This is a genomic window from Bacillus methanolicus MGA3, assembly GCF_000724485.1.
GTDB classification, from domain to species: domain Bacteria; phylum Bacillota; class Bacilli; order Bacillales; family Cytobacillaceae; genus Bacillus_Z; species Bacillus_Z methanolicus_A.
On the sequence record NZ_CP007739.1, the window covers coordinates 1,483,281 to 1,507,246 of the forward strand.

A 23,966-nucleotide genomic window follows, 5' to 3' on the forward strand; every position below is an offset into this window, starting at 1 on the left:
TTTAATGAGTGACATCGATAGTGAGAGGGCGCGAAAATTTCAGGAGATGTATGCGCGTATTCTAAAATCCCCTCTGTACAAGAGGAAATTATCGGACTATGCTTTAAACGGCATTGGATTGAGTCACATCCAGACACTTCCGTTAACGACAAAGGAAGATTTGCGGAAAGCCGGCATCTTCGGTCACCTCGCCGTCGATATGAAGGAAATCGCTCAATACCACGAATCGACCGGCACGACCGGGGAGCCCTCCGCTGCCTGGTTTACGCAAAAAGATTTGATGATTGGCGGAAGACAATTGAAGGAATGCGGTGTGCGTTTGACGTCTGAAGATCTGGTGCTGATCCGCTTTCCTTACGCAATGGCGCTGCCTGCATTCTTAATGCAGCATGCAGCTTGGCAGACAGGAGCTGGGGTCGTACCCGCAAGCGGACGTACTGTAGTTACCCCTTACCCCAGAGTGTTAAGCCTGATGAAACATCTTTCTGTCACGGTGTTGGCGGGACTCCCGCGTGAGATGGAACTGCTGGCCGAAGCGGCTCGTCTCGGCGGTTCTGAGCCGAGCAAGGACTTTCCGGCTCTGCGCGCCATATGCGTCGCCGGTGAATTAATGAGCGACAAGCGCAGGGAGCATATAGAAAAGCTGTGGAGCGTGCCTGTATTTAATATGTACGGTTCGACGGAAACTGCCAATATCGCTACAATGTGCGAGAATGGCACAATGCATATCGTAGAACTAGATTTTTTCGTAGAAGTACTGAATGAGGACGGTTCAAGCCCCGTCGCTTATGGAGAAAGAGGGTTTGCGGCGATCACGACGCTTTCCCATCAGGGTTCTCCTCTGCTGCGATATTTTAATGAAGACATTATCTCTGTAGAGCCCTGTTTATGCGATTGCGGCCGAACTGGAGCCAAGCTGGTTCATTACGGCAGAAGCAAGGATCGAATTCGTTTCGGAAACACCGTCCTAGACGCAATGGATATTCAGGAAGCCGTATATTCGTTGTCTCCTGCTCCGGATGCTTGGAAGGTGCTAGAGCAGGAAGAGGGGTTGCACATTTTACTAGATTCGCATGATTCCGGGAAATGGTCGGAGGAAAATGTCCGTTCTCGATTATCTTCTCGACTTCAAGTGCCGGTCACCGTTGAAATCACTACGTTGGTCGATCGTGTCGATCTCATGAGTAACGTTCCATCGATAAAGCCTGAATATATCAAAAAGCGAAGTAACGGCGCATAGAAATAGATCCATTGAATTCGATAGCATAACGATCATGGGTTAGGAAGATTCCCATTAATTAGACTAAAAGAAAGGATTGTTCATCATGAGCGATAAATTGCAACAAGAGAAATCACCTCTTCTCGTAAGCCGCCATCATAAAGGCGAGGATACGATTATTAATATTAAGCAAGCGGTGATCGGTGGTTTTTCGCATACGCTGATCGCAGGTCCCTGCTCGGTCGAATCGAGAGAACAGCTCGTAACGGTTGCTTCAGTTTTAAAGAAAGCTGGCTTAACGGTCTTACGCGGCGGGGCGTTCAAACCGAGAACTTCTCCTTACGATTTTCAAGGGCTCGGTGAAGAGGGATTAAAAATTATGAAGGATGTGGCGGATGAAATCGGATTGGTGACCATCAGCGAAATTATGAGTCCCACTCAAATCGATACAGCCGCCCGTTATATCGATATCTTTCAAATAGGCGCGCGCAACATGCAGAACTTCGACCTGCTGAAAGCCGTCGGCCAAACGAAGAAGCCCATACTACTGAAACGCGGCCTTTCCGCTACTTTGGAGGAGTTTATGCTCGCAGCAGAATATATTCTGCATCAAGGGAATGACCGGGTCATGTTAATGGAACGTGGTATACGCACTTTCGAGAAAGCGACTCGCAATACGCTTGATATTTCCGCTGTTCCAATCTTAAAGCAGGAGACCCATCTTCCAGTGCTAGTGGATGTCACTCATTCTACCGGGCGGAAAGATATTCTGCTGCCTTGTGCAAAGGCAGCGTTAGCCGCTGGAGCCGACGGGATTATGGTTGAGGTGCACCCGAATCCCCCGGCCGCTCTCTCCGACGCGAAGCAGCAAGTCAACATTGATGAGTTTCATGAGTTCTGGAAGGGGCTCTGCGATTCCGGTTTGTACCATTAACAATTTTCAATAACTGTCGAAAAGAGTCGCGCACAATTGTCTAATGGAGGTGAGAGTATGATAGACTCACAGTTTGAGCGAAAGGCGTCGGATGTTTTACACGGATTGATATTCGACTTTCTATTAGTAACGGATGGACGAACAACGGATTTGCTAGAAATGCTGTTGAACGATAAAATTATTGTACATGTGATCCGGCAAGAACAAATAGGTGAAGAGGATGCAAACCTGATGGGTGAATCCTCGGGAGGTCCGTACTATATTCGAGAATCGGTTTTGATCGGCGAGAAAAGTCGATTTGTCGTGTCACACAACATTGCGCTTGTATATTCTAAGCATGTACCTCCCGCTTTGTTCGAGAAAATTGCGCATCGACAAGAGGGAATTGGAAAAGCGATCAGCTCACTCGGAATGCGTACATTCCGAAAGGTGGTCGACTCCGGATTCATGAACGAAGCGGAAACGGTCGATTTTTTCCAACGACCGATCAAGATCCACTTTCCTAATCTGCAAAATAAGGTGCCTTACAAAAGATACTTCATTTATTTCGGACGTAAACCGGGGATTCAGATGCTCGAATATTTCCATCCGAGCATCATCGGACACCGTTTACAGCAAGGGATGACGGAAGAGCAATCGAACAAAGAAGAATAAGGTTCTGAAAGAAGAGTAACTGATCAATGGCTGGCTCTACAGGGAGAAACGCATCCCTTAGAGTCAGCCATTGCTTTTGAATATGCAGGCCTCAGCAGTGAATTATATGCTGACAGGCTTTCTTATTTTTTTCTCAATTTTGCTTTCATTTGTTCGACGATATCGACTCCGGAGTCGAGCATTTGTTCACCAGCATATTGTACGCCCTTCTTTAGGGCTTCGAATAATTTTCCTGCAACGATATCGACGGGTTGATCACGATCTTCTACAGCTTCAATGATTTCTTGCTCGGCTACGTCTGCTCCGTTTTTGACCGCCGTCGTGTAGTTAGCGACAAAGAATCTAAATCCCTGATTGATTTCGCGAAAAATTCTCGAAAACTCTTGATTTTCTCTAAACAACTGCTTCACCTCCTTACGATACTACATTTAGCCATTCTCGACTCTTTCCTCATTCAACATACCACTGCAATACTCCGCTTCGTGAAAACGATCGACCTGTTGATACCCTTCACCAAGCTCGTAGATCATTCTATAATAAGTGTATTTATCAAGACTGCCCGGTTGACGTAGTTTCCACTCAATAAGATGGATATAGTCTTCAATGGCTGTTTCCACAGGATACAAGGATCGATCGTGTAACAGGAGCTGCGGAATTGCGGAGCATACGGACCGCAGTATCCTGGGGTGAAGAAGCGACAGCTTCATCGAGAAGCCTCAGCCCTCGTCTCGCCAGCTCTCTCTTTTCTATCGGATTCGAGGCATCCATTGCCATCAAAACCGCAACGTTGCCGTGGTATGCTTTCGTTATCGAGCATCCGGGATGATCCAGACGCAATTGTGCGAATATCGGTTTGCTTTTCGAATGGAGTCTACATTTCCTGGTGCCCCTTCATCATGAAACTGAATCGCTTCAGCCAGCCTCTACTCGTCGGATTCGGCTTTCGACGGTCGTAACCTCGTCATCCTGCAACGGAACGGAATCAATCGTTCCCGTTCGTTTCTTGCCGTTCCTAGATGTAAACAATGCAACGATAACACCCACCACTAGTACGAAAACAATCACGCCGCATAAACTCATACCCAGAATGAATAACATTTTATCCCCAAAATCCATGTCCCTTGTTTTCATTCTACTTTCACTCCTTCCTTATAAGAATAGTTCAGTATATGAATAAATATCCTAGATCATCTAGGTATTCGATTATTATTCGGTGAATTCCACTTCAGTCCAATCCAGATTCGCTAACTCACATAAACATATATATAAAAGGAGGTTTCCAATTAATGGATCATATTCAGAGGAAAACTGATTCTAATCCGGTCGCAGATGAAGAAGCACTTTCGACAGTTTCGAAACAGGAGGGCGATTTGGAGTGGAAGCGGTTTATCCAAAAAGAGTTAGAGAAACTAGAAAATCAGGAAAAGGATGAAGGAAAAGATGACTCGGAGAATACCTCGTCGGTTGAGACGGAGTTTACTCTCAATTCCCTTATCGAGCAGAAACCTCTAGAACAATTGATCAATTCAACAATACGAATTTTTAATAAGAAGACAGAACCGGAAAAAATAGAACCGAAAAAAACAGAACAAAGTGACCCAATTGAAGAACCTACGAGAAAATTAACTGGTTTCTCTGTGAACGACCAGACGAAAATTAAATTGTACTTGAATTAAACTGACTATCTTGATTTGAACAACTAGCTAATGGTGGTCTAAACGAAGTAACCATTGAAGAATCCCGAAGACATTTGAAAAAAACAGAACCGGAAAAAGAGATAGGCCAAAGAGGCGCCTACATGAACCAAGAATATGACATTAATTCATTGCCATCGTTCTCGTTGCGGCGAGCCCAAGCGTCTGGAACGCGAAGCCGCGGGCGGCGATATTTACCGGGGACCCTTGGTTTACTTTGGCGAATCCCGGTATCGTCTCCATCCGGCTCGGCTTCCTTGTAGCAATTGTCGGATGCTTTCGATGAAAAAGGCGGATGAGAAGAAGTTTGACGAAATTGTCGTTAAGGCGAATATCGGCAACTCCATATAAGTCGGGTGACAAGAACATATACCGTTTGCCGGTTCAGGACAAGAACAACGGCTTCGAAGTTGGAATACCAAAATAGATTTAACTTATTGTTTCACCTTGCTAACGATGTTGCGAAATCCGGAAGAGGAACAATTATTTGCGGCACATTAATGCCGTCGGTTACCCAGAAATGTGATATCTACAAAAATATCAGTGAAATCAGCCTTACATTGCGATGATGCAACCCGAAATAATCGTTTTCGTAACCGAGAGGATAAACGTGGAACGATGAAATGCTTAAACAAGCCTCCATCGAAAATGTTTTCTACGCCAGTGTTTAGGTAATCAAGAATCACTTTGCATATATTTTCAGCATATTAATATATTAACGAGTTTACGCTGTTTTTCTTAGCGGGCTGTCGCCAAGCCGCCGGCATTGCGGTGCGTCAATACGCCCTTGCCATCACGGAACAGCTCCAGCCCGTGCTCGATATATGCTAGGCTAAATAAGAATCGGTATTCGGAGGGATGCGGAAATGACAAATTATCACGCCTTAACGCAAGCGGAAGCGGTCGAGTATGCACACGGCATCGAGGATGTATTCCCAGATGGTGCGCAGCTGAAGTCACGGGAGATCGGCGACGGTAATCTTAACCTTGTGTTTCATATATCGGACCCGGCATCAGGGCGAGCCTTAATTCTGAAGCAGGCGCTGCCTTACGCCAAGGTGATCGGCGAATCGGTTCCCTTGACGCTGGACAGAGTACGCATTGAATGCGAAGCATTGCGCATTCAAGGGGAGCTTTGTCCTGATCTGACGCCAAAGGTATACGCGTACGAGCCGGATTTGGCGTTGATGGTCATGGAGGATTTGAGCGATCACATCGTCATGCGCCGCGGACTGATGGAGCGGGGCCGTTATCCGTTGTTCGCCGGGCATATCGGATCATTCTTGGCGCGGACGTTGTTCTTCACCTCGGACCTGGCCATGGACCAACAGGAGAAGAAATTGCGGGTGAAATCGTTCATCAATCCGGAGCTTTGCAATATCACCGAGGATCTCATCTTATACGCTCCTTATACAAAGTCCCGGATGAATATCTTCGAGCCTCATATCCGTGATGCCGTTGAGCGCATTTGGGCGGATAAGGAGCTGCATCTCGAGGTCACGCTGCTGAGGGAGAAATTTCTGACGAAAGCACAGGCCCTGCTGCATGGCGATTTGCATACAGATAATATCTTCATCAAGCCGGATTCTACGAAGGTCATTGATCCCGAATTTGCTTATTACGGTCCGATGGGCTTTGATATCGGGACGGTTATCGCCAATCTGCTGCTGAACTATTCAGGCCAAGAGGGCTGGAGCACGGATACGCTGGAGCGCACCGATTACCGCCGCTACCTGCTGGATACCGTGCACGACTTATGGACACAATTCGAGCTTCAGTTCCGCGAGCTTTGGAACGGGCATGCCGCCGACCGGATGGCGAAGACCCGAGGATATCAGGATTTGTATGTGGCAAGACTGCTGCAGGACACAATCGGATTTGCCGGGGTTATAATGTTGTGCCGCGTCCATGGTTTTATCCACGTCGCGGACATCGACCACATCGAAGATGCGGCTGCCCGCGAACGGGCACAGCGGATCGCGCTGGAGATCGGCGTGGCGCTGATCAAACGGAACCGCTCCGCCCGCTCTATTGAGGAAGTGTTGGATATCGCTTTAAAAGCTGTAAACTAAGGAGCCGAACTTATCATGACGAACGGACATGCGGCGGCTTGGGAACAAAGCTGGCTGCAGTCGGTACGCTGAAACGGCGATCGCCTTAGGCAGCAATGACGCAGGGAAGAAATATGTTTTAACATTTGTCCCAGCTTGTAGACAAACCTTACCATCGGAAGGGGTCTACAGGCTTTTTCGTTGAAATAATAAATTGAACGATAGCTTAACCCAGGCATTGAATGAGCTTATGCAAACTACTCGCCCTGAGAAAGGAGCATTCGGGTGAAACGATCAGCCGCTAAACGACAACTTGATGTCACGGCGGACAGCGAGGCCGATGCTCCCTGGAGGATCAGTTCAAACGACATGCCGCAATGTTGGAATGAATGAAAAGACGACTACTCATTCAAAATGAATAAGAGTCGTCTTTTTGTTTCGTTAATGCCGATCAATCTACGAAACGATGGATTTCCTCCAACACCTTGCGATGCTCCTGTAAAAAGACACCGTGGCCCGCATGGGGAAATAGAATCAGCTTGGAGCCTGGAATACGACGGTTCAGAATCTTGGCATGCTTCGGACTGAAGACCCAATCATCCTCGCCGTGAATAATAAGCGTTGGTGCCGAAATTCGCCCGAGCCGATGGTACGAATCGAAATTCTTGCTCGCCTCACGATGAATCTCCATGCTTCTAGGGTTCGAAGGCGCGATCTGCATCCGTTCCACGAGCGAAGCGATCAAGTCCGGATTCTCCTGGATATAAGCTTTGGAGTAAAGCATATTTAGCGTGTCTTGCGGGGAATATGCAGCGTTCTTTCGCATCAGCCACTTGATCATCCGAAAAGAAGGCGGCACCCGTTTGACCCCGCAGGTCGTGGAACATAAGATTAATTTCGACACGCGGCTGGGGACTTCGATTGCAAGCTCCTGCGCAATCATTCCCCCCATGGATTGGCCTAAAATATGTGCCTTTTCGATATCGAGCGCGTTCATTAGCCCAATGACATCCTTGGCCATATCCGAGATGTCGTACGCTTCTGTCGGAGCGTCGCTCCGGCCTGTACCTCGATGATCGAGCATGATGAAGCGGTTCCTTTCGCTTAACGCTGCCTTGATTGCCGGGTTCCACCAGTCCATGTTGCTGTCTTTTCCTGTAAGTCCGATTAAAGGAAATCCTTCCCCGATCGATTCATAACAAATGTTAATGCCGTTGACGAATACTTTTTCCAAAATTGCCCACTCTCCAATTTCGTAATTTCTGGCCGCGAATGAACGATATCCAAGATCAATATATTCTACGGAAGGGAATAGAGTGAGGATGAAAGGGAAAGGCCCTCAGCCGATTGACGGCTTGAGCCTTTCCGTGTAGAACTCCTGTTTTATTTCTCTTCCGCCGATTGTTTCGTCCACGTGGATTCCTCGGACATTTTCGAATTCTGTTCCTGTGGTGAGCTTGCCTTTATGCGCTTCAGTCCTATCGCCATTAATTCTTGGCCAGTTCCCATGATACCGGTCTGCATTGGTGAACGCTCCCAATTGTAAACTGGACGGTTGCTTTTCATCGCGATTTTCCTCGCTCGTCACATTCACAAGTTGTTTGCCGACGTGGGCAGCGCCGCTTCTCAAAGCAGCAAAGGCGAAATAAATGATCTCTTTCTTTACTCCTTGAAGACCCCTTTTATGATATCTGACATGTGCCTCACCCCCTTTCCGATCCTGCGATTTACCCGGGTAAGGGGATGATTCTTGCTCTAGTGTCGTATTTTCTTCTTGTGATGCTTACGGAGACGCTTACGGGGAGCTTCTTGTTTCTTCTCCTCTTCCTTCTTGTTACCGTTAATCTCCTTTTCCGCCCATTGGAGGAGTGTATTGCCGACGGCGCGAGCGGCTCTTCCCATCAAGATCGATGTGATGCTGTCGTTGGCTGGGATGTGTTCAACCGAAGGTTTGCCTTCCAAGGATTGCAGCTTTAGCCTGAGAAGCTGCCTGAATTCCGGATCCTGAGTTTGCTGCTCCTGCTTCGTCCAGCATCTGGCCGCATCTTCGTTCCGACCGATTCGGCGATACGCCTCGCCGAGCTCGTAGGTTAGTTTCGTGTAGTCATTGGCCCCGAGTATGCCTTCTTGAAGTGACTCCCGATCGATCAGGAAGGTATAATCTTCAATTACCGTCCGCGTCCGTTGGAAATACTTCTCTGGCAGCCTGTATGCGGACCTGCCGCGAAGATATCGGATCCTGCTGTCGTGCGGAGCGGCTGCTACCGCTTTGTCGAGAAGCTTTAAGCCGTTTTTCGCCCATTTCAACCTTTCGAGCGGGTTCGTTTTATCCCGAGCGATTAAAAGCATGATGCTGCCATGGTAAGCTTCCGCATGAGGGTGGTCCGGATAATCGAGTCACAGCCGTTCTAACAGCTGATTCGCTTCCTGAACGGCGGTTACATTGCCTTTCGCGCCTTTCTTATACAGCGAGATAATCTTGTCGAATCTCTCATTGAATGTCAATGGTCTCCTCCCTCTCTTTTCTTATGATTTTTTCTTCAGTTCCAATTGATCGAGAAGCTGCAAGAATGAATTTGCTTTGTCAGGTTTTCCTGCATTTTGGTAAGCTGCACTTAGGTTTCGCAGTACTTCGCGTACTTGCTTTGGAGTAAGGTAGTTGGAATTCTCTTTATAGTGGTCAAGCAGGAAGGTGAAGTCCTCGATCGCCGTTTCCGAGCAATGGAAAAAGGACTCCGGCAGCCTCAGACAAATGTTCCCGCGCAACAACCGAATTTCTTTATGGTTCGGGTCCATGGAAATTGCTTGATTCAATGAATCTAGTCCTTCTTGCGCCTTATCCGCTCTTTCCAGAATTTTAACGGCATCCCGGCCTAATAGAACGAGAGTACTGCCGTAATAGGCTTCAATTAGCGCATTCACTGGCTCGGCCTCACGAAGCTTTAAGAACATCTCGTTTGCTTTTATCACTGCTTTTTTGTCTCCGTCCACCCCATTATTATGGAGTGTTTTGGCTTCCTCGAATTGTTTCATATGGACACTTTGATCCGCCATTCCTATCGACCTCCGATATTGAAAATCTTGGTACTTCTCCAACCCGTAAAAGCAACATAGATAAATCCCCTTCTTTCATTTCCAATTTACTTGTTACGATATGTGCGATCCCCATATAGAGGTTGGATGAAATACCCAGTTTATTAAAAATGTACGTTTGTCCGAGTCAAGTCTTTACATTCGTGCATTCCATAACAGTAATTACGGAGGAGGGCAGAAACTTGTCGGAAAGCGTGGCATCCGTCCCAAATTACAAGAGATGACCGCTGCCGTTTGGACACAAACCTGAATTGCCGCTCTTATGTTCTGGATGGGGATAACATCCGCCACGGTTTGAACAAAGACCTCAGTTTCGGTCCGGATGACCGTAGGGAAAATATTCGCAGCATCGCGGAGGTGGCAAAGCTTTTTGTCGATGCGGGAATCCGTTACGGCGTTCATTTCACCTTATCGTGGGGATCGTGACATAGCGCGATCTATTTTCATGAAGGAGAGTTTATAGAGGTTAATGTAAAATGCCCGCTTAGCGAATGCGAAAGGCGGGATCCGAAAGGACTATATAAAAAAGCGAGAGCAGGCGAAATCTTGCAGTTTACAAGCATTTCCGCTCCATACGAGCCTCCGGTGCGACCGGAGATCTTGATAGAATTGGATAGGCAAACGGTATGCGAGTCAGCCGCCCAGGTCCTGGACTTTCTAACATTATATATACGGAGTGACCCCGGAATGTTCACACATAGCCGTCTGTAACAATTTTCTCGTCGAAACTGGTTTTAGGCACATGGTTATTGTAGTAAGTTTGTTCACACTTTACCATAAATGAACAGGCTATTGCTTCTTAGGAGGGTTTTTATGAAGTTGCAATCCCATAAGATGATGGTTTCCATTGACGAGCATTCATCCCATCTGGAACCATTCAAGGATTTTTTTTAAGCAATTGGACGATGAAGGAAGAACCGTTGAAAAGCTGCCTCGGCAAAGAATTGAAGACTATCAGTTGAAAGTCATTAACGCTACGCTTGCCCATGTCTGGAACAAGAATGAATATTACCGTTCGAAGCTGGAAGAAGCGGGCTTCACGGAACCGAAAATCGAAAGCCTGGAGCAATTAGCTTCAGTACCGCTGCTCAAGAAAGACGTTATACGAGGAGATAAGCAGATAGTCTTATGCGTCGATCCGAAAGAAATCGGTCAGGTTCACCATACAAGCGGAACTTCGGGGAAGGCGATTTATACCTCCTACTCGTTAGCTGATCTGTATATATACGATTTACTGCCCAAATATTTGGAAATATTCAAGGAGTCGGACGAGGATGTTGCGGCCATTGCGCTGCCGTATGAGTTTGCACTGCCCGGTCTCGGTTTTCAACGTTTGTTCCAGTTTGCGTTCGGAACGGCGGTGCTGTCGCTCGGCAAAGGCGGATACATGGCTCCCGTCGATAAGTCATTGGAGCTGATGAAGGTAATGGATTATTATTCGGTGAATTCCACTTCAGTCCAATCCAGATCCGCTAACTCACATAAACATATAAAGAGTCATCAAACATATAAAAGGAGGTTTCCAATCAATGGATGATATTCAGAGGAAAACTGATTCTAATCCGGTCGCAGAGGAAGAAGCACCTTCGACAGTTTTGAAACAGGAGGGCGATTTGGAATGGAAGCGGTTTATCCAAAAAGAGTTAGAGAAACTAGAAAATCAGGAAAAGGATGAAGGAAAAGAAGACTCGGAGAAGACCTCGTCGGCTAAGCAATCAATGGACCGTATTCAGAGGAAAACTGATTCTAATCCGGTCGCAGAGGAAGAAGCACTTTCGACAGTTTCGAAAGAGGAGGGCGATTTGGAGTGGAAGCGATTTATCCAAGAAGAGTTAGAGAAACTAGAAAATCAGGAAAAGGATGAAGGAAAAGAAGACTCGGAGAAGACCTCGTCGGCTAAGACGGAGTTTGCTCTCAGTTCCCTTATCGAGCAGATACCTGTAGAACAATTGATCAATTCGGCAATCAATTCGGCAAAACGTATTTTTAATAAGAAGACAGAACCGGAAAAAACAGAACCGGAAAAAACAGAACCGGAAAAAACAGAATCGAAAAAAGCAGAACCGAAAAAAGCAGAATCGAAAAAAGCAGAACCGAAAAAAGCAGAATCGAAAAAAGCAGAACCGAAAAAAGCAGAACCGAAAAAAGCAGAATCGAAAAAAGCAGAACCGAAAAAAGCAGAACCGAAAAAAGCAGAACCGAAAAAAGCAAAACCGAAAAAAGCAAAACCGAAAAAAGCAAAACCGAAAAAAGCAAAACCGAAAAAAGCAGAATCGAAAAAAGCAGAACCAAAAAAACAGAACCAAAAAAACAGAACCAAAAAAAACAGAACCGAAAAAAACAGAACCAAAAAAACAGAACCGAAAAAAATAGAACAAAGTGACCCAATTGAAGAACCTACGAGAAAATTAACTGGTTTCTCTGTGAACGACCAGACGAAAATTAAATTGTACTTGAATTAAACTGACTATCTTGATTTGAACAACTAGCTAATGGTGGTCTAAACGAAGTAAACATTGAAGAATCCCAAAGACATTTGAAAAAAACAGAACCGGAAAAATGAGATATTCCAAAGAGGCGCCTACATGAACCAAGAATATGACATTAATTCATTGTTAAATTAGTTAAAAGAAAAAATAAAACGCCGTGGCCAGGAAAGACATTTGCAGCGTGTTGAAGCAGAAAAAGAAAAAGCTCGAAGAGAAGGTAAAGAAAAATTCATTGAAGCTTTTAAAATACCATCTTCGTTAACAGCCTCTGACCAGTTGGATGATCTTATTTTGAGGTTACATGAGTTGAAAAAGCAAATGATATATTACAATAAAATAGAGATTTCATTGAAAATAGAGGAATGATGAAAATGGCATTTGATCAAGGTACACGAAGTAAACTTCAAAAGTTTGTAAGTGAGACACGATTGCTCTTGTAAAATGAGTTTATTAGAAAGATGCAGAATGAATATGGATTAGACCCAAATACCGGGCTCGTTAGCGACTTGAGTAAACTTAAACATCTTGATGATGCGCGAAGACAAACGGCAAGTTTAATAAGAGATACAATTAATCTTTACATTGCTACAAGTCCTACCGGTGGTATATTTGAAGCAATGAATCGTATTATTCGCGAACAGGCTTTCACAATTCTCAATCGTTTATGTGCTATGCGAATGGCTGAGGCTCGCGGAATTTTAGTTGAATCTATAGTAAATGGGTACAATTCGAAAGGTTTCAATTATATACACGTTTATCGGGAACAGCTCTTGGAGAAAAGGGTGATGCCTACAAAAGTTTTATATATAGTTTATTTGATGAGTTCGCGAATGACTTGCCTGTCTTTTTTGATAGATACTCTCCAATGGGACGCCTTTCCCTCCGAGAATCAGCGCTCTTAGAATTGTTATCACGCGGATCTTTCAATTGTCTGTATGGAATGCCTAGCTTAATAATTGAGAATAACATACATGGAAAATATTGATCAACGAGCTGTTTTGCACCGTGTGGGAATCGAACCCACCAGAGACGACACGCCTGAAATGATCTGTCGCTATTACTTTGTCAGATTGCCCTCTGTAACTAGGAAATAGCCTTTGAGATAATCGAAAGTTATCCTACCTAACATGCAAATGAAGCAGCAGAAAAACTAAAAAACTCATATTTAAGATATTAAAATTTTCCTTTAGGGAACGGTTTTCTTTGTATAATAAAAAAAGAATGATAGGTGTAATACATAAGAAAAGCGGGAGGGAGAAAATGGAACGAAGGGAAGTTTTATTAGCAATAACTGAGCTTAAATCAAGTATTGACAAGCGTTTTGATACTTTAGAACAACAGTTGGATAAGCGGTTGGATAGTGTAGATGAACAACTTTATAAAATAAGACAGAAACTTGAGTTAGATGGAGAAGAACTGCAGTCTGCGGACATTGGAGAAACATTTGGTGACATTAAAAAGCAGCTTGAAGTGTTAAGATATGATGTTGAATATGTAGCCAAGATCGTAAATGAATGCGATAGGAAATTATATAGGGTTGAAAAGAAATTAGAAATGGATTAAACATTTTTTGTATTGATTCATATAGAATTTACGTCCGTATCCCAAATGTAATTTTATACCGTTCATAACAAAGTAAGGTATTGGAATATGAAATCCAATACCTTATGTTATATATATTCAGTCTCATTTTTATTTATATCTTAATTCAATTTTTTTGCGATTTTTTCGAAATAATGGTCTTATGTCAAGAAAGTGGACACATTAATTTGAAAGCCTTTGAATCTAAAACCCCTACCGCACTTCGTTTGCTAGGGCTTTAAAAGTGATAAGTCCAAAAACCAGGACTTATCACTTTTAAACCCAAATGGTTAACTAATGAGTTCTTTCACCAGATTTTCTGAATCATATTTTCTCTCGAATTGATTGGGGGAACAGTAATTCAGGGTGGAATGCTTTCTTTTTTCGTTATAAAAGCTGGCTATATAATAATTGATGGACTGGATGGCTTCCTCACGTGTCTTAAATCTTTTTCTATAAATCACTCTTTATCACCCACGATCTTGAAGAGGCCATTTTGTTAAGCGACCGGATCTATCTGTTGCCAGGTACAAGTACGCAGAAGGTTCAAGAAGTGAGGGTCGATCTTGCTAGGCCGAGAAAAACATAACATATTTATCAACCCGAGTTTATTGCATTGAGAAAAGAATTGGAGTGGCTGATTCGAGATGAAAAGTAGCTGGAAAAAGTGGATGGAAGACTATGGCCTGTTTTTATTGGTTGTCGTCTTATTAATATGCTTGTGGGAATGGATTGGTCGAAAAGGTTTTATTCCATCCTTTATTTTGCCTTCTCCAACGGCTATCGGCCAATCCTTAATGGATAACAGGCGGCTATTATTGGAAGTGCATTTACCTGAACCCTTTGGGAGGTATTAATAGGATTTTGCCTCTCCGTTTTTGGGGGAACTTTATTAGGCGTTGGCTTGCATTTTTCTCGGGCGTTAGAAAAGTTTCTCTACCCCTTTCTCGTTATTTCACAAACGGTTCCGCTGATTGTGATTTCTCCCATTTTTATCATGTGGTTTGGCTATTCCATTTGGAGCAAAATTGCGGTCACCATTTTAACGGCGTTTTTCCCGATTGTGGTTAGTACATATGATGGATTTAAATCAGGGGGAGCTGAATACCGTGAATTACTCCTAACGATGGGTGCAAATTTTACGGCGAATGGATTATTAGCTTTGGGTGCTTCCCCAGTGATGGCGTATGCGCATGAGGAAGTGGCCGATATGGCGAAAATAGCAAGTGCACTTGTATTGAATATGGGTACACTTGATGATAAAGTCGTAGAATCTATTATCATTGCTGGTAAATCAGCGAATGAAAACAATGTACCTGTTGTATTTGATCCAGTTGGGGCAGGTGCTACACCTTACCGTACAGAATCAGCACGAAGAATTTTGCAGGAGGTTAAGGTAGATGTTCTGCGAGGAAATGCTGCAGAAATAGCAAACGTGATCGGTAAAGAATGGTCGATCAAAGGAGTAGACTCCGGAGAAGGCAAGGGTGACATTGTTGCACTCGCTCAACAAGCTGCCAAGGAGCTTGATTGCATCGTTGTAATTACAGGAAAAAAAGATGTTATTACAAACGGAGAGAAAACGTATATTGTTGAAAATGGCCACCCTATATTAACAAAAGTGACGGGTACTGGCTGTTTGCTTAGTTCGGTTATCGGTACTTTCCTTGCAGCATCAGAAGACCCTATATATGCGTCGGCTGAAGCTTTAGCTTTTTATGGTGTAGCTGCAGAGCTGGCAGCAGCTAAAACAGCTGAACAAGGTCCTGGCAGTTTCCAAATCGAATTTCTAAATCAATTGGCTAATGTTTCGAATGAAATATTGGAGCAACGGGAGAAGATTCAGCTGCTGGCATAAGTTTTAGAAAATGAAGAAATGGAACAATGAACGTTTCTTAAAGCACTTAAGTAAATTTTGAAGACAATGGAGAATGAGGCTGTCTCAAAAGCCAGAGGGTCAGACCCCATAACACAATATATAGGACATAATGTTGCATAAATGTGCTATATATTGATAAACGAACATGGGGTCAGACCCTTATGAGACAGCCTCTTTTTTCATAAGTAAATCCCAATTTTGTACCGCACAAATTCAAAAAAAGGAATGAAAGCGTATGCAATTCATTGGTTTTTAGTGCTAAAATGTACCTAGATAGGAGGGATACAATGATGCTTGATGTCAGATGTGTCCAACTGTTAAGAGAGGTGACTGAAAATTCAAATATCAGCAGTAAAGAATTAGAGAAGAAATATCAGTTAAGTCGCAGGCAGATTGGATACAGCTTCAAAAAAATAAATATGTGGTTGGAAAGCAAAAATATACCGACGATTGAACGGACGAATAATGGTTACTTCCTTATAGATAAAAGCTTAAAATCTAAGCTTGCTCTCGATGAAGAATTTAGATATGAGAATGTAAGCGAATTAACCAAAATGCAACGAATAAACATTATATTCCTAATGTTAATAAGCAAAAAGGAAGAACTTTCATTAGCTCATTTTACGAGTGAATTAAAAGTAAGCAAGAATACAGTCATAGATGACTTGCAGCAAGTAAGGAAAATTGCGAATGATTATGGACTTCAGTTTAGGTACTCGCGAAAACATGGGTATCTAATTGAAGGAAAGGAATTCAACATTCGCAAGCTCTTGGTATCCACATTAGACAAGGTTTTGAAAATGGATGGAGGAGCCGAAATAGTAAGACGAATTGCTCAGTTATCAAATGAAGAAATAGTGGAATTTAGAAGAAAGATAGAACAAGTAGAAAAGTCATTAAATTTGAAATTTACTGATGAAAAGATTGAGATCATGCCTTATATTTTCATTCTTATTTTAAGAAGAGTGAAACAAGGGAAGCAAATTGGCCCATTTTACATCAATTATAAAGAAATTTCTGATACGAAAGAATATTTGGCGACGGAAGAAATTCTTCATGATATGAATGATGTTCCGGAAGAAGAGCGTCTCTTTATCACGCTGCATTTACTTACAACGAATGTCCATTGGTCAGAAGGATTAACTGAAGAAACAATTCCAAACTTAGTGCAAGCCTTGGATGAAATGCTTGTCCTTTTTGAAAAAAATACATGCATTTTTCTGAAAGATAGAGATCAGCTGCTGCATAAGCTGCTTCTTCATATGAAACCGGCATATTACCGGATTAAGTATAACTTAACAGAAGCAAATGAAATCTCTGAAATGATTAACCGAGACTTAAAAGAGCTTCATTATTTGGTGAAAAAGTCTATTCAACCTTTGATTGACTTAATTGGGTGCGACATCCCGGAAAGTGAAGTCGCATACTTAACGATGCTAATCGGGGGGTGGCTGACACAACAAGGGGAAAATATAAGTAAAAGATTGAAAGCGGTAGTCGTTTGTCCAAAAGGTGTTTCCGTTTCCCGATTGATGTTCAGTACATTAAGAGAATTGTTTCCAGAGTTTATTTTTCTGGACTCATTATCAATCAGGGAATTTCAAGAATATTCAATGGATTACGACATTGTTTTTTCACCGGTGTTCGTAGAAACAAAGAAAAAATTTTTTTACGTAAATTCTTTTCTCGGATATGAAGAGAAAAAAAGATTACGTAAACAAGTCATGCTCGAATTATATGGATATGTGCCAAAAGAGTTAAATGTAGAGGATATTTTGGAAATCGTCGAAAAGCATTGTGTAATAAAAGATAGAAAAAACTTGTCAAAACAGTTATTGGAGTACATTAGCCAAGACAAGACAGCGGACTTTAGCTACGGATTTAGCAATAAAAATCCAAATTTATATGAATTAATAACTCCTTCTATGATTACATTGCGCCACTCGGTTCGTTCATGGGAGGAAGCGATTGAACTTGCATCACAGCCGCTGCTAAAGTGCAATAGAATTTCAGAATATTATATAGATTCTATGATTAAGCGCTGTCAATATGATCCATATATTGTCATTGCTCCGAATACAGCGATTCCTCACGCTGCACCGGAAGAAGGCGTAAACGAGATTTCAATGAGTTTGCTTCGTTTAAGGAAAGGAGTAACCTTTGCGAAGGATTATTCGATACAGTTAGTGTTTATTATCGCAGCACTGGACAAAGATCGTCATCTTCGTGCACTTACGCAGTTATTGAGGTTAGTAAGAAATGATGAACATCGTCAGCAAATCATCAATGCAAAATCTGTTTATGAGATCCACGAAATCATGAAAAAATATGCAGAGGAACCATTGCTTGTCTGAGAGTATTGAGGTGAAAAATAAGTGAGTGAAATATACTTTGATGAATCACTAATTTTTACAGATATCGATGTAAATAGCAGAGAAGAACTATTAAGAACAATGGCCACAAATCTGTTTAGAAAAGGATTAGTAAAAGAAAGCTTTATCGACGCTGTCATTGAGAGAGAAAAAACGTTTGCGACTGGTTTGCCTACAAATGGCATTTCTGTTGCAATCCCTCATACGGATTCAGAGCATGTAAATAAAAAAGCAATAAGTGTAGCGATATTAAAAGAACCCGTGAAATTTGGCGTTATGGGAGAGATAGGCGCAGAAACGCCTGTTCAAATTGTATTTATGCTTGCCATAGATAAAAAAGATTCTCATCTTGTTGTTCTTCAGAAACTAATGGAAATCTTTCAAAACGATGAAGAATTGCAGTTTCTAATAGTAGAAGAAAACAAGACTAACATAAAAAAACGTTTAATAAAACATTTACAAATCATATAAAAGGGGAGATTGAACATGAAGAAAAAACAAGTATTAGTAGCCTGCGGAACAGGAATTGCGACATCGACAATTGTGAGCAAAGCGATAGAAGACCTTTGCAAAGAAAATCAGATTGAATGTGAAATTGTTCAAATTAAGATTACTGAAGTAGGTTCATATGTCGATACGGCCGATCTGTTAGTAACAACAACCATCGTTCAAAATGAATATCCATTCCCGGTAATCAATGCAAGAGCGTTTTTAACGGGATTAGGATTAGATGAAGTGAAAAAAGAAATATTGGAACAGCTAAAAAAATAATCCATAACCTTTTGGCTAAGAAAAATTTGGATTCCTTGATGACCTCTTGGAATCCAATAGAAAATAAACAGGAGGTTGAAAACGATGAAGGAATTTGTTGATGCATTGCAATCATTCTTAAATTTAGGTGCAACTGTTATTTTGCCAATTGCTATATTCATACTAGGCTTGCTGTTTGGCCAAAAACCCGGGAAGGCTTTTAGAGCGGGTTTAACCATTGGTGTCGCTTTTGTTGGAATTTTCTTGGTGGTAGATTTGCTTGTAAGCAACCTTGGTCCAGCAGCTAAAGGCATGGTTGAGAGATTCGGAATTCATTTACATGTCATTGATGTTGGATGGCCAGCTGCAGCTTCAATTTCGTGGGCTTCTCCAATTGCAGCATTTATGATACCGCTCGGATTATTAGTAAATGTGATAATGCTTCTCACCAAAACTACGAAAACGATGAACGTGGATATTTGGAATTTCTGGCATTTTACGTTCATGGGTGCAATTGTTTACGCATTATCAGGAAGCATCATTCAAGGGTTAATTGCAGCACTTTTATTCCAAATTGTATGTTTAAAAATTGCCGATTGGACAGCTCCAATGCTGGAAAATTACTTTGGATTGCCGGGAATATCTGTTGCTACCGGAAGTACTGTTTCTTATGCAGTTCTTGGGATTCCACTTGTGAAATTGGTGCAAAAAATTCCTTTTATTAAAAACTTAAATGCAGATCCTGAAACTATCCAAAAAAGATTTGGAATATTCGGTGAACCGATTTTTATGGGTTTGATTCTTGGTTCCGTATTAGGGCTGCTTGCCGGTTATCCTGCTGGCAAAATAATTAAAATTGGTATGTCAATGGCAGCAGTTATGGTTCTTATGCCTAGAATGGTAAAAATTTTAATGGAAGGCCTTATGCCTATTTCGGAATCGGCACGTGAATTACTTCAAAAGAAATTTGGCGCTAAAAACATTTATATCGGGCTTGATGCGGCTGTTGCCATCGGTCATCCTGCCGTAATTTCAACTGCTTTAATCCTTGTTCCGATCACAGTAGTAATAGCTGTAATCTTACCGGGTAATAATGTTCTTCCATTCGGTGACTTAGCAACGATTCCTTTTATTGTCGCATTTATCGTCGGTGCTTCACGAGGAAATATTGTTCATTCAGTGATTGTTGGTACGATTTTGATTGCTTTATCCCTTTATATGGCTACAGATCTTGCAGATCTTCATACACAAATGGCCATAGATGCCAAATTTAAAATGCCTGAAGGGGCAAGCAAAATATCTAGTATCGACCAAGGCGGTAACCTAATTAACTATGTAATTTATAGAATTTTTGCTTTATTTAATTAAACTGGATTCCAAAAAATGGAAGGTAGATTGAGAGATGAAAGCTTTAGTCAAAAAAGAACTAGGATTTGGAAATCTGGAAATTGTAGATGTGGAAGAACCGAAAGTAGGCAAAGACCAAGTAAAAATACTTGTGAAATATAGTGGGATATGCGGCACCGATATCCATACGTATGAAGGTCATTATAAAGTGAAGGCGCCTGTTATTTTAGGGCATGAATTTTCTGGGGAAATAGTTGAAGTAGGTGAAAATGTAACAGAATTTAAACCAGGAGACAGAGTAACGTCAGAAACGACTTTTTACATCTGTGGAACTTGCATCTACTGTCGATCAGGTGATTACAATTTATGCAGCAGCAGAAAAGGATTAGGAACACAGCAAAATGGAAGCTTTGCCAAATATGTAATCGCTAGAAAAGAAAGCATTCATAAGCTTCCTGAACATGTAGATTATGAATCTGCAGCTATGACTGAGCCGCTTGCATGTGCGTATCATGCGGTAAAGAAAGCAGCAATTAAAGAAGGAGATGTTGTTGTCGTTTTAGGTCCCGGACCAATAGGGCTGCTGACTGCTCAAGTCGTAAAAACGTATGGAGCAACCGTTATTATTACTGGATTGTCTAATGATAAACTTCGTCTAGAAAAGGCGAAAGAATTGGGAATTGATTATGCTGTTAATATTCAAGAAGAAGACATAAACAGTATTGTAAAAAGCCTGACAGATGGATACGGTGCTGATGTTGTTCTTGAGTGCACAGGGGCTGTTCCAGCAGTGAATATGGGGCTGGAATTATTGAAAAAGAAAGGGCAATTTATACAGGTAGGTATTTTTGCAAAACACGAGATTCTTATCGATTCGGAAAAGATTATTCAAAAAGAAATTACGATGGTCGGATCTAGAAGTCAAAAACCGAGTGACTGGGAACCAGCATTAGCCTTAATGAATGAAAAGAAAGTAAATGCAAAAGCACTTGTTACTCATCAATTTAATATTGGTCAATGGGATGAAGCCTACAAAGTAATTAAAAATGGAGAGGCGATCAAAGTATTGTTGACACCTATTGATTAATGTAAACGATTGCAGAGTATTTGAATTGAAAGCCGAAGAGGTATGCAAAAATACAAGGAATGATCATTTTTACCTGTCCGGGAATGAAATGAGAAAGGACGGTGTCGGCATTATGATTGAAAAGATTCTTGATTTTGCACTTGGACCGTATGGGAGAATGATAGGCGATTTATATGTTCAATATCAGATGCCGATTAATACGATAGTTGTAGGTTTAGCTTTGACCTCCTATTTTAAACATAAAAAACAATCTCACCAATCAAATGTTTCTGCTGAGACTACAGGAGGCCATAAGCGTTAAACTGAAAGGATGCAAAATGGAATGAAAGCATTAAAGCTGTATGGAAAAAGGGATTTAAGATTCGAAGAAACAGTGGAACCGGTTATTGAGAAAAGTGATGAAGTGATAATCAAAGTCAAAGCCGCAGGTATTTGCGGCTCTGACTTATCAAGATATGCGAAGCTAGGCCCTTATATTGAAGGAATGGTGTGGGGACATGAATTCAGCGGTGAAGTAGCTGCCATCGGATCAGACGTCAGCAGTGTAAAAATCGGAGATCGTGTGGCAGGATGTCCGGCGCTTTATTGTGGCAAGTGTGAAAGTTGTAAAAAAGGATTCCTATCGCAATGCGAGAAATTAACAGTCATTGGAGCTAAGCATCCTGGAGCTTTTGCCGAGTATGTAAAGCTTCCTGAAGAACATGTACTCCCTATACCTGACACGATTGATTTTGATACTGCTGCATGTATAGAACCCTCCTCTGTAGTAGCACATGGGTTTTACCGAACTAATTTGCTGCCTGGCGCAGATGTTGCGGTAATGGGATCCGGCAGTATTGGTTTATTAGCTGTTCAATGGGCTAAAATTTTCGGTGCGAGAAAAGTGTATGTAATCGACATTGATCATAAGAAATTAAAAATTGCAAAAGAAGTCGGTGCGGATGTTGTAATTCATTCAGTAGAAAAAACGGCTTATGAACAGTTAATGGAATTAACGAATGGAAAAGGGGTTGATTTAGTCATTGAGTCAGCCGGTTCTCCTGTTACATCTGCTCAAGTATTTGCGCTGGCAAAAAAAGGAGGGCAAGTCTTATTTTTAGGGATCCCATATTCGGACGTAAATATCGAACGATTTTATTTCGAGAAAATCGTAAGAAATGAATTAACTGTACTAGGATCTTGGAATGCGATCTCAGCTCCATTTCCAGGCAGAGAGTGGAGTACAACGATTCAATACATGGACAAGGGTCAAATTAAAGTAAAACCATTCATAACTCATCGTGTTTCCCTTGCGGATGGACCAGAAATTTTTGAAAAAATGATTAACAAAGACGGATTTTTCGGTAAGGTTCTCTTCCATCCAGAAAAATCATAATAATTTGTAATTCGTAAATCATATGAAAATGATGGAGGCTGTCTCTAAAGGGTCTGCCCCCATGTGTATTATCAATATATAGCACATTTATCAAACATTATGGTCTGACCCTCAGGTTTTTGAGACGGCCTCTTTCTTTTTTAAGCGAATAACCATCTATTTGTTCTTAATTGTAATTGTATCAATTATGTTTATAGCAGTTAATAGGATGATAACCATAAACACCTTAAAAAAAGCCAAAGCATTGCTGGTTTTTATGGTAAAATATTTAAAAATCATCTGAAAATTGACAGAGGAGAACACAGAAATGGCAAAAAGTTTTATCAAGTCCGTTATTTACGAAAATGGAGTATTAAAAATATTAGATCAAACAAAACTTCCAACGGTAACGGAATTTTTAGAAATTCACGATATTAAAGAAACATGGGATGCGATTAAACAATTAAAGGTTCGAGGAGCACCGGCAATTGGGATCGCTGCTGCTTACGGCCTTTTGCTCGGAATCAAAAATTCCCCGGAAGAAAATTTTGAAGCATTTTACAAAGACTTTAAAGAAAAAGCAGATTATTTGGCAACATCAAGGCCAACCGCAGTCAATTTATTTTGGGCGCTAAAAAGAATGGATGAGCGGGCAAAATTGGAGAGCAGCCGTCCTGTACGAGAGATTAAACAGGCACTTGAAGAAGAGGCCCACTTAATCCGCCACGAAGATGAAGAAGTCTGCCGGTCCATTGGCGAACATGCCCTGACACTTTTTCAAGATGGAATGGGCGTGTTGACTCATTGCAACGCCGGCGGAATTGCAACCGCCAAGTATGGAACGGCACTTGCACCGATCTACCTTGCGAAGGAAAAAGGATGGAACATTAAAGTTTTTGCTGATGAGACCCGCCCGTTGTTGCAAGGGGCTCGCTTGACAACATGGGAACTCATACAGGCAGGAATTGATGTCACGCTCATCACTGACAGCATGGCAGCCCATGTGATGCAAAAAGGCTGGGTACAGGCAGTCATCGTCGGATGTGACAGGGTTGCGGCAAATGGAGATGTGGCAAATAAAATCGGGACTTATGGTGTTGCGCTGTTAGCAAAAGCACATAATATTCCTTTTTATGTAGCTGCACCAATTTCGACCATTGATATGGCGACCGCTACAGGAGCAGACATTCCGATTGAAGAGCGGGGGAAGGAAGAAATTACACATGGTTTTGGGAAGCAAACAGCACCTGATGGAGTAAAAGTATTTAATCCTGCCTTTGATGTAACACCTCATGAACTCATCACAGCCATAATAACAGAAAAAGGGATTATCAAAGGCAACTACAAAGAAGAACTGCCAAAGCTCTTTTCTTAAATTTTAAAATGCCTTGCCGCGGGTGGCGAGGCATTATTTATTTGACATATCGAGCTATTTACTTGGGTAAAATACATTTAGTGAAAA

Annotated in this window: 26 protein-coding genes and 3 pseudogenes; 21 read left to right on the forward strand and 8 right to left on the reverse strand. The window is 42.1% G+C overall.

Annotation, left to right across the window (positions count from 1 at the left end):
- Positions 1 to 4 precede the first annotated feature (4 nt).
- The 3 genes and pseudogenes from BMMGA3_RS07225 (at position 5) to BMMGA3_RS07235 (ending at position 2,807) form a co-directional block, all read left to right on the forward strand.
- Positions 5 to 1,240 carry a phenylacetate--CoA ligase family protein gene (locus BMMGA3_RS07225; RefSeq protein ID WP_003349752.1) on the forward strand — a complete coding sequence of 412 codons (1,236 nt, stop codon included), beginning with the start codon at positions 5 to 7 and terminating at the stop codon, positions 1,238 to 1,240.
- Positions 1,241 to 1,310: 70 nt separating this feature from the next.
- Positions 1,311 to 2,153: pseudogene (locus tag BMMGA3_RS07230) on the forward strand (bifunctional 3-deoxy-7-phosphoheptulonate synthase/chorismate mutase); the annotation flags it as partial.
- Between the two features lie 57 nt (positions 2,154 to 2,210).
- Positions 2,211 to 2,807 (forward strand): hypothetical protein, encoded by a 597-nt coding sequence (locus tag BMMGA3_RS07235; protein WP_003349750.1) that lies wholly within the window; start codon positions 2,211 to 2,213, stop codon positions 2,805 to 2,807.
- Positions 2,808 to 2,929: 122 nt separating this feature from the next.
- On the opposite strand, the gene BMMGA3_RS07240 is transcribed toward BMMGA3_RS07235, so the two are convergent.
- The 3 genes from BMMGA3_RS07240 to BMMGA3_RS07250 form a co-directional block, all read right to left on the reverse strand.
- The gene (locus BMMGA3_RS07240; protein ID WP_003349749.1) at positions 2,930 to 3,208 is read right to left on the reverse strand and encodes a hypothetical protein; all 279 of its coding nucleotides are present in this window, start codon (positions 3,206 to 3,208) and stop codon (positions 2,930 to 2,932) included.
- A gap of 27 nt (positions 3,209 to 3,235) precedes the next feature.
- Positions 3,236 to 3,433: a hypothetical protein gene (locus tag BMMGA3_RS07245; RefSeq protein ID WP_155815651.1), complete on the reverse strand. Its 198-nt coding sequence runs from the start codon at positions 3,431 to 3,433 to the stop codon at positions 3,236 to 3,238.
- Positions 3,434 to 3,719: 286 nt separating this feature from the next.
- Entirely contained in the window at positions 3,720 to 3,938 is a 219-nt protein-coding gene (locus BMMGA3_RS07250) for a hypothetical protein (RefSeq protein ID WP_003349745.1), read from the reverse strand.
- Positions 3,939 to 4,093: 155 nt separating this feature from the next.
- Between BMMGA3_RS07250 and BMMGA3_RS07255 the strand changes: the two genes are divergently transcribed.
- From BMMGA3_RS07255 to mtnK, 3 genes and pseudogenes are all read left to right on the forward strand, one after another.
- Complete coding sequence (locus tag BMMGA3_RS07255) at positions 4,094 to 4,483, forward strand: hypothetical protein (protein WP_003349744.1); 390 nt, start codon at positions 4,094 to 4,096, stop codon at positions 4,481 to 4,483.
- Between the two features lie 151 nt (positions 4,484 to 4,634).
- Positions 4,635 to 4,852 (forward strand): annotated as a pseudogene (locus tag BMMGA3_RS18330) (cation acetate symporter); the annotation flags it as partial.
- A 515-nt stretch (positions 4,853 to 5,367) separates the two neighbouring features.
- On the forward strand, positions 5,368 to 6,573 hold the full coding sequence (mtnK, locus tag BMMGA3_RS07260; RefSeq protein WP_003349741.1) for an S-methyl-5-thioribose kinase: 1,206 nt from the start codon (positions 5,368 to 5,370) through the stop codon (positions 6,571 to 6,573).
- Between the two features lie 430 nt (positions 6,574 to 7,003).
- Here the strand turns inward: mtnK and BMMGA3_RS07265 are convergent, their stop codons facing one another.
- From BMMGA3_RS07265 to BMMGA3_RS07280, 4 genes are all read right to left on the reverse strand, one after another.
- Entirely contained in the window at positions 7,004 to 7,786 is a 783-nt protein-coding gene (locus BMMGA3_RS07265; protein WP_038502145.1) for an alpha/beta fold hydrolase, read from the reverse strand.
- A 149-nt stretch (positions 7,787 to 7,935) separates the two neighbouring features.
- On the reverse strand, positions 7,936 to 8,118 hold the full coding sequence (locus tag BMMGA3_RS17835) for a hypothetical protein (RefSeq protein WP_155815649.1): 183 nt from the start codon (positions 8,116 to 8,118) through the stop codon (positions 7,936 to 7,938).
- A gap of 189 nt (positions 8,119 to 8,307) precedes the next feature.
- Positions 8,308 to 8,901: a hypothetical protein gene (locus BMMGA3_RS07275; protein WP_003349737.1), complete on the reverse strand. Its 594-nt coding sequence runs from the start codon at positions 8,899 to 8,901 to the stop codon at positions 8,308 to 8,310.
- 177 nt (positions 8,902 to 9,078) lie between these two features.
- Complete coding sequence (locus BMMGA3_RS07280; protein ID WP_003349735.1) at positions 9,079 to 9,606, reverse strand: tetratricopeptide repeat protein; 528 nt, start codon at positions 9,604 to 9,606, stop codon at positions 9,079 to 9,081.
- A gap of 333 nt (positions 9,607 to 9,939) precedes the next feature.
- Here BMMGA3_RS07280 and BMMGA3_RS07285 point away from each other — a divergent pair.
- The 5 genes and pseudogenes from BMMGA3_RS07285 (at position 9,940) to BMMGA3_RS07310 (ending at position 13,697) form a co-directional block, all read left to right on the forward strand.
- Positions 9,940 to 10,356: pseudogene (locus BMMGA3_RS07285) on the forward strand (adenylyl-sulfate kinase).
- A 136-nt stretch (positions 10,357 to 10,492) separates the two neighbouring features.
- Positions 10,493 to 11,182 (forward strand): phenylacetate--CoA ligase family protein, encoded by a 690-nt coding sequence (locus tag BMMGA3_RS07290; RefSeq protein WP_003349732.1) that lies wholly within the window; start codon positions 10,493 to 10,495, stop codon positions 11,180 to 11,182.
- Positions 11,175 to 12,107, forward strand: a complete 933-nt coding sequence (locus BMMGA3_RS17840) for a hypothetical protein (protein ID WP_185762561.1) — start codon at positions 11,175 to 11,177, stop codon at positions 12,105 to 12,107. The genes BMMGA3_RS07290 and BMMGA3_RS17840 overlap by 8 nt, the downstream gene beginning before the upstream one ends.
- Before the next feature lie 201 nt (positions 12,108 to 12,308).
- Entirely contained in the window at positions 12,309 to 12,500 is a 192-nt protein-coding gene (locus BMMGA3_RS07300) for a hypothetical protein (RefSeq protein WP_003349729.1), read from the forward strand.
- Between the two features lie 894 nt (positions 12,501 to 13,394).
- Positions 13,395 to 13,697, forward strand: a complete 303-nt coding sequence (locus BMMGA3_RS07310; protein WP_003349727.1) for a hypothetical protein — start codon at positions 13,395 to 13,397, stop codon at positions 13,695 to 13,697.
- Positions 13,698 to 14,005: 308 nt separating this feature from the next.
- Here the strand turns inward: BMMGA3_RS07310 and BMMGA3_RS17245 are convergent, their stop codons facing one another.
- Positions 14,006 to 14,179: an IS3 family transposase gene (locus BMMGA3_RS17245; RefSeq protein WP_081485716.1), complete on the reverse strand. Its 174-nt coding sequence runs from the start codon at positions 14,177 to 14,179 to the stop codon at positions 14,006 to 14,008.
- Positions 14,180 to 14,362: 183 nt separating this feature from the next.
- Here BMMGA3_RS17245 and BMMGA3_RS18335 point away from each other — a divergent pair, with 183 nt between their 5' ends.
- The 10 genes from BMMGA3_RS18335 (at position 14,363) to mtnA (ending at position 23,879) form a co-directional block, all read left to right on the forward strand.
- Positions 14,363 to 14,572 carry a hypothetical protein gene (locus BMMGA3_RS18335; protein ID WP_003349726.1) on the forward strand — a complete coding sequence of 70 codons (210 nt, stop codon included), beginning with the start codon at positions 14,363 to 14,365 and terminating at the stop codon, positions 14,570 to 14,572.
- Positions 14,573 to 14,619: 47 nt separating this feature from the next.
- Positions 14,620 to 15,573, forward strand: a complete 954-nt coding sequence (thiM, locus tag BMMGA3_RS17850; protein WP_275451418.1) for a hydroxyethylthiazole kinase — start codon at positions 14,620 to 14,622, stop codon at positions 15,571 to 15,573.
- A 308-nt stretch (positions 15,574 to 15,881) separates the two neighbouring features.
- Positions 15,882 to 17,948 carry a BglG family transcription antiterminator gene (locus BMMGA3_RS07325; protein WP_034669200.1) on the forward strand — a complete coding sequence of 689 codons (2,067 nt, stop codon included), beginning with the start codon at positions 15,882 to 15,884 and terminating at the stop codon, positions 17,946 to 17,948.
- A gap of 21 nt (positions 17,949 to 17,969) precedes the next feature.
- Positions 17,970 to 18,437, forward strand: a complete 468-nt coding sequence (locus BMMGA3_RS07330) for a PTS sugar transporter subunit IIA (RefSeq protein ID WP_004433802.1) — start codon at positions 17,970 to 17,972, stop codon at positions 18,435 to 18,437.
- Positions 18,438 to 18,452: 15 nt separating this feature from the next.
- Positions 18,453 to 18,737 (forward strand): PTS sugar transporter subunit IIB, encoded by a 285-nt coding sequence (locus tag BMMGA3_RS07335; protein ID WP_004433804.1) that lies wholly within the window; start codon positions 18,453 to 18,455, stop codon positions 18,735 to 18,737.
- A gap of 84 nt (positions 18,738 to 18,821) precedes the next feature.
- Positions 18,822 to 20,084 (forward strand): PTS galactitol transporter subunit IIC, encoded by a 1,263-nt coding sequence (locus tag BMMGA3_RS07340; protein ID WP_004433805.1) that lies wholly within the window; start codon positions 18,822 to 18,824, stop codon positions 20,082 to 20,084.
- Between the two features lie 34 nt (positions 20,085 to 20,118).
- Positions 20,119 to 21,150 (forward strand): zinc-binding dehydrogenase, encoded by a 1,032-nt coding sequence (locus BMMGA3_RS07345; protein WP_004433808.1) that lies wholly within the window; start codon positions 20,119 to 20,121, stop codon positions 21,148 to 21,150.
- 25 nt (positions 21,151 to 21,175) lie between these two features.
- On the forward strand, positions 21,176 to 21,451 hold the full coding sequence (locus tag BMMGA3_RS07350) for a hypothetical protein (protein WP_155815524.1): 276 nt from the start codon (positions 21,176 to 21,178) through the stop codon (positions 21,449 to 21,451).
- Positions 21,452 to 21,472: 21 nt separating this feature from the next.
- Positions 21,473 to 22,525 (forward strand): galactitol-1-phosphate 5-dehydrogenase, encoded by a 1,053-nt coding sequence (locus BMMGA3_RS07355; RefSeq protein ID WP_004433810.1) that lies wholly within the window; start codon positions 21,473 to 21,475, stop codon positions 22,523 to 22,525.
- A gap of 307 nt (positions 22,526 to 22,832) precedes the next feature.
- Positions 22,833 to 23,879: an S-methyl-5-thioribose-1-phosphate isomerase gene (gene mtnA, locus BMMGA3_RS07360; RefSeq protein ID WP_004433811.1), complete on the forward strand. Its 1,047-nt coding sequence runs from the start codon at positions 22,833 to 22,835 to the stop codon at positions 23,877 to 23,879.
- Positions 23,880 to 23,966 lie beyond the last annotated feature (87 nt).

Coding starts and splice junctions, on each gene's coding strand:
- BMMGA3_RS17840 (WP_185762561.1), top strand. CDS start 11,175: ATGGATGATATTCAGAGGAAAACTGATTCTAATCCGGTCGCAGAGGAA.
- BMMGA3_RS18335 (WP_003349726.1), top strand. CDS start 14,363: ATGAAAAGTAGCTGGAAAAAGTGGATGGAAGACTATGGCCTGTTTTTA.
- BMMGA3_RS07255 (WP_003349744.1), top strand. CDS start 4,094: ATGGATCATATTCAGAGGAAAACTGATTCTAATCCGGTCGCAGATGAA.
- BMMGA3_RS17835 (WP_155815649.1), bottom strand. CDS start 8,118: ATGAAAAGCAACCGTCCAGTTTACAATTGGGAGCGTTCACCAATGCAG.
- BMMGA3_RS07235 (WP_003349750.1), top strand. CDS start 2,211: ATGATAGACTCACAGTTTGAGCGAAAGGCGTCGGATGTTTTACACGGA.
- BMMGA3_RS07340 (WP_004433805.1), top strand. CDS start 18,822: ATGAAGGAATTTGTTGATGCATTGCAATCATTCTTAAATTTAGGTGCA.
- BMMGA3_RS07325 (WP_034669200.1), top strand. CDS start 15,882: ATGATGCTTGATGTCAGATGTGTCCAACTGTTAAGAGAGGTGACTGAA.
- BMMGA3_RS07225 (WP_003349752.1), top strand. CDS start 5: ATGAGTGACATCGATAGTGAGAGGGCGCGAAAATTTCAGGAGATGTAT.
- BMMGA3_RS07355 (WP_004433810.1), top strand. CDS start 21,473: ATGAAAGCATTAAAGCTGTATGGAAAAAGGGATTTAAGATTCGAAGAA.
- mtnA (WP_004433811.1), top strand. CDS start 22,833: ATGGCAAAAAGTTTTATCAAGTCCGTTATTTACGAAAATGGAGTATTA.
- BMMGA3_RS07335 (WP_004433804.1), top strand. CDS start 18,453: ATGAAGAAAAAACAAGTATTAGTAGCCTGCGGAACAGGAATTGCGACA.
- BMMGA3_RS07345 (WP_004433808.1), top strand. CDS start 20,119: ATGAAAGCTTTAGTCAAAAAAGAACTAGGATTTGGAAATCTGGAAATT.
- BMMGA3_RS07310 (WP_003349727.1), top strand. CDS start 13,395: ATGGAACGAAGGGAAGTTTTATTAGCAATAACTGAGCTTAAATCAAGT.
- BMMGA3_RS07250 (WP_003349745.1), bottom strand. CDS start 3,938: ATGAAAACAAGGGACATGGATTTTGGGGATAAAATGTTATTCATTCTG.
- BMMGA3_RS07280 (WP_003349735.1), bottom strand. CDS start 9,606: ATGGCGGATCAAAGTGTCCATATGAAACAATTCGAGGAAGCCAAAACA.
- BMMGA3_RS07275 (WP_003349737.1), bottom strand. CDS start 8,901: ATGCTTTTAATCGCTCGGGATAAAACGAACCCGCTCGAAAGGTTGAAA.
- mtnK (WP_003349741.1), top strand. CDS start 5,368: ATGACAAATTATCACGCCTTAACGCAAGCGGAAGCGGTCGAGTATGCA.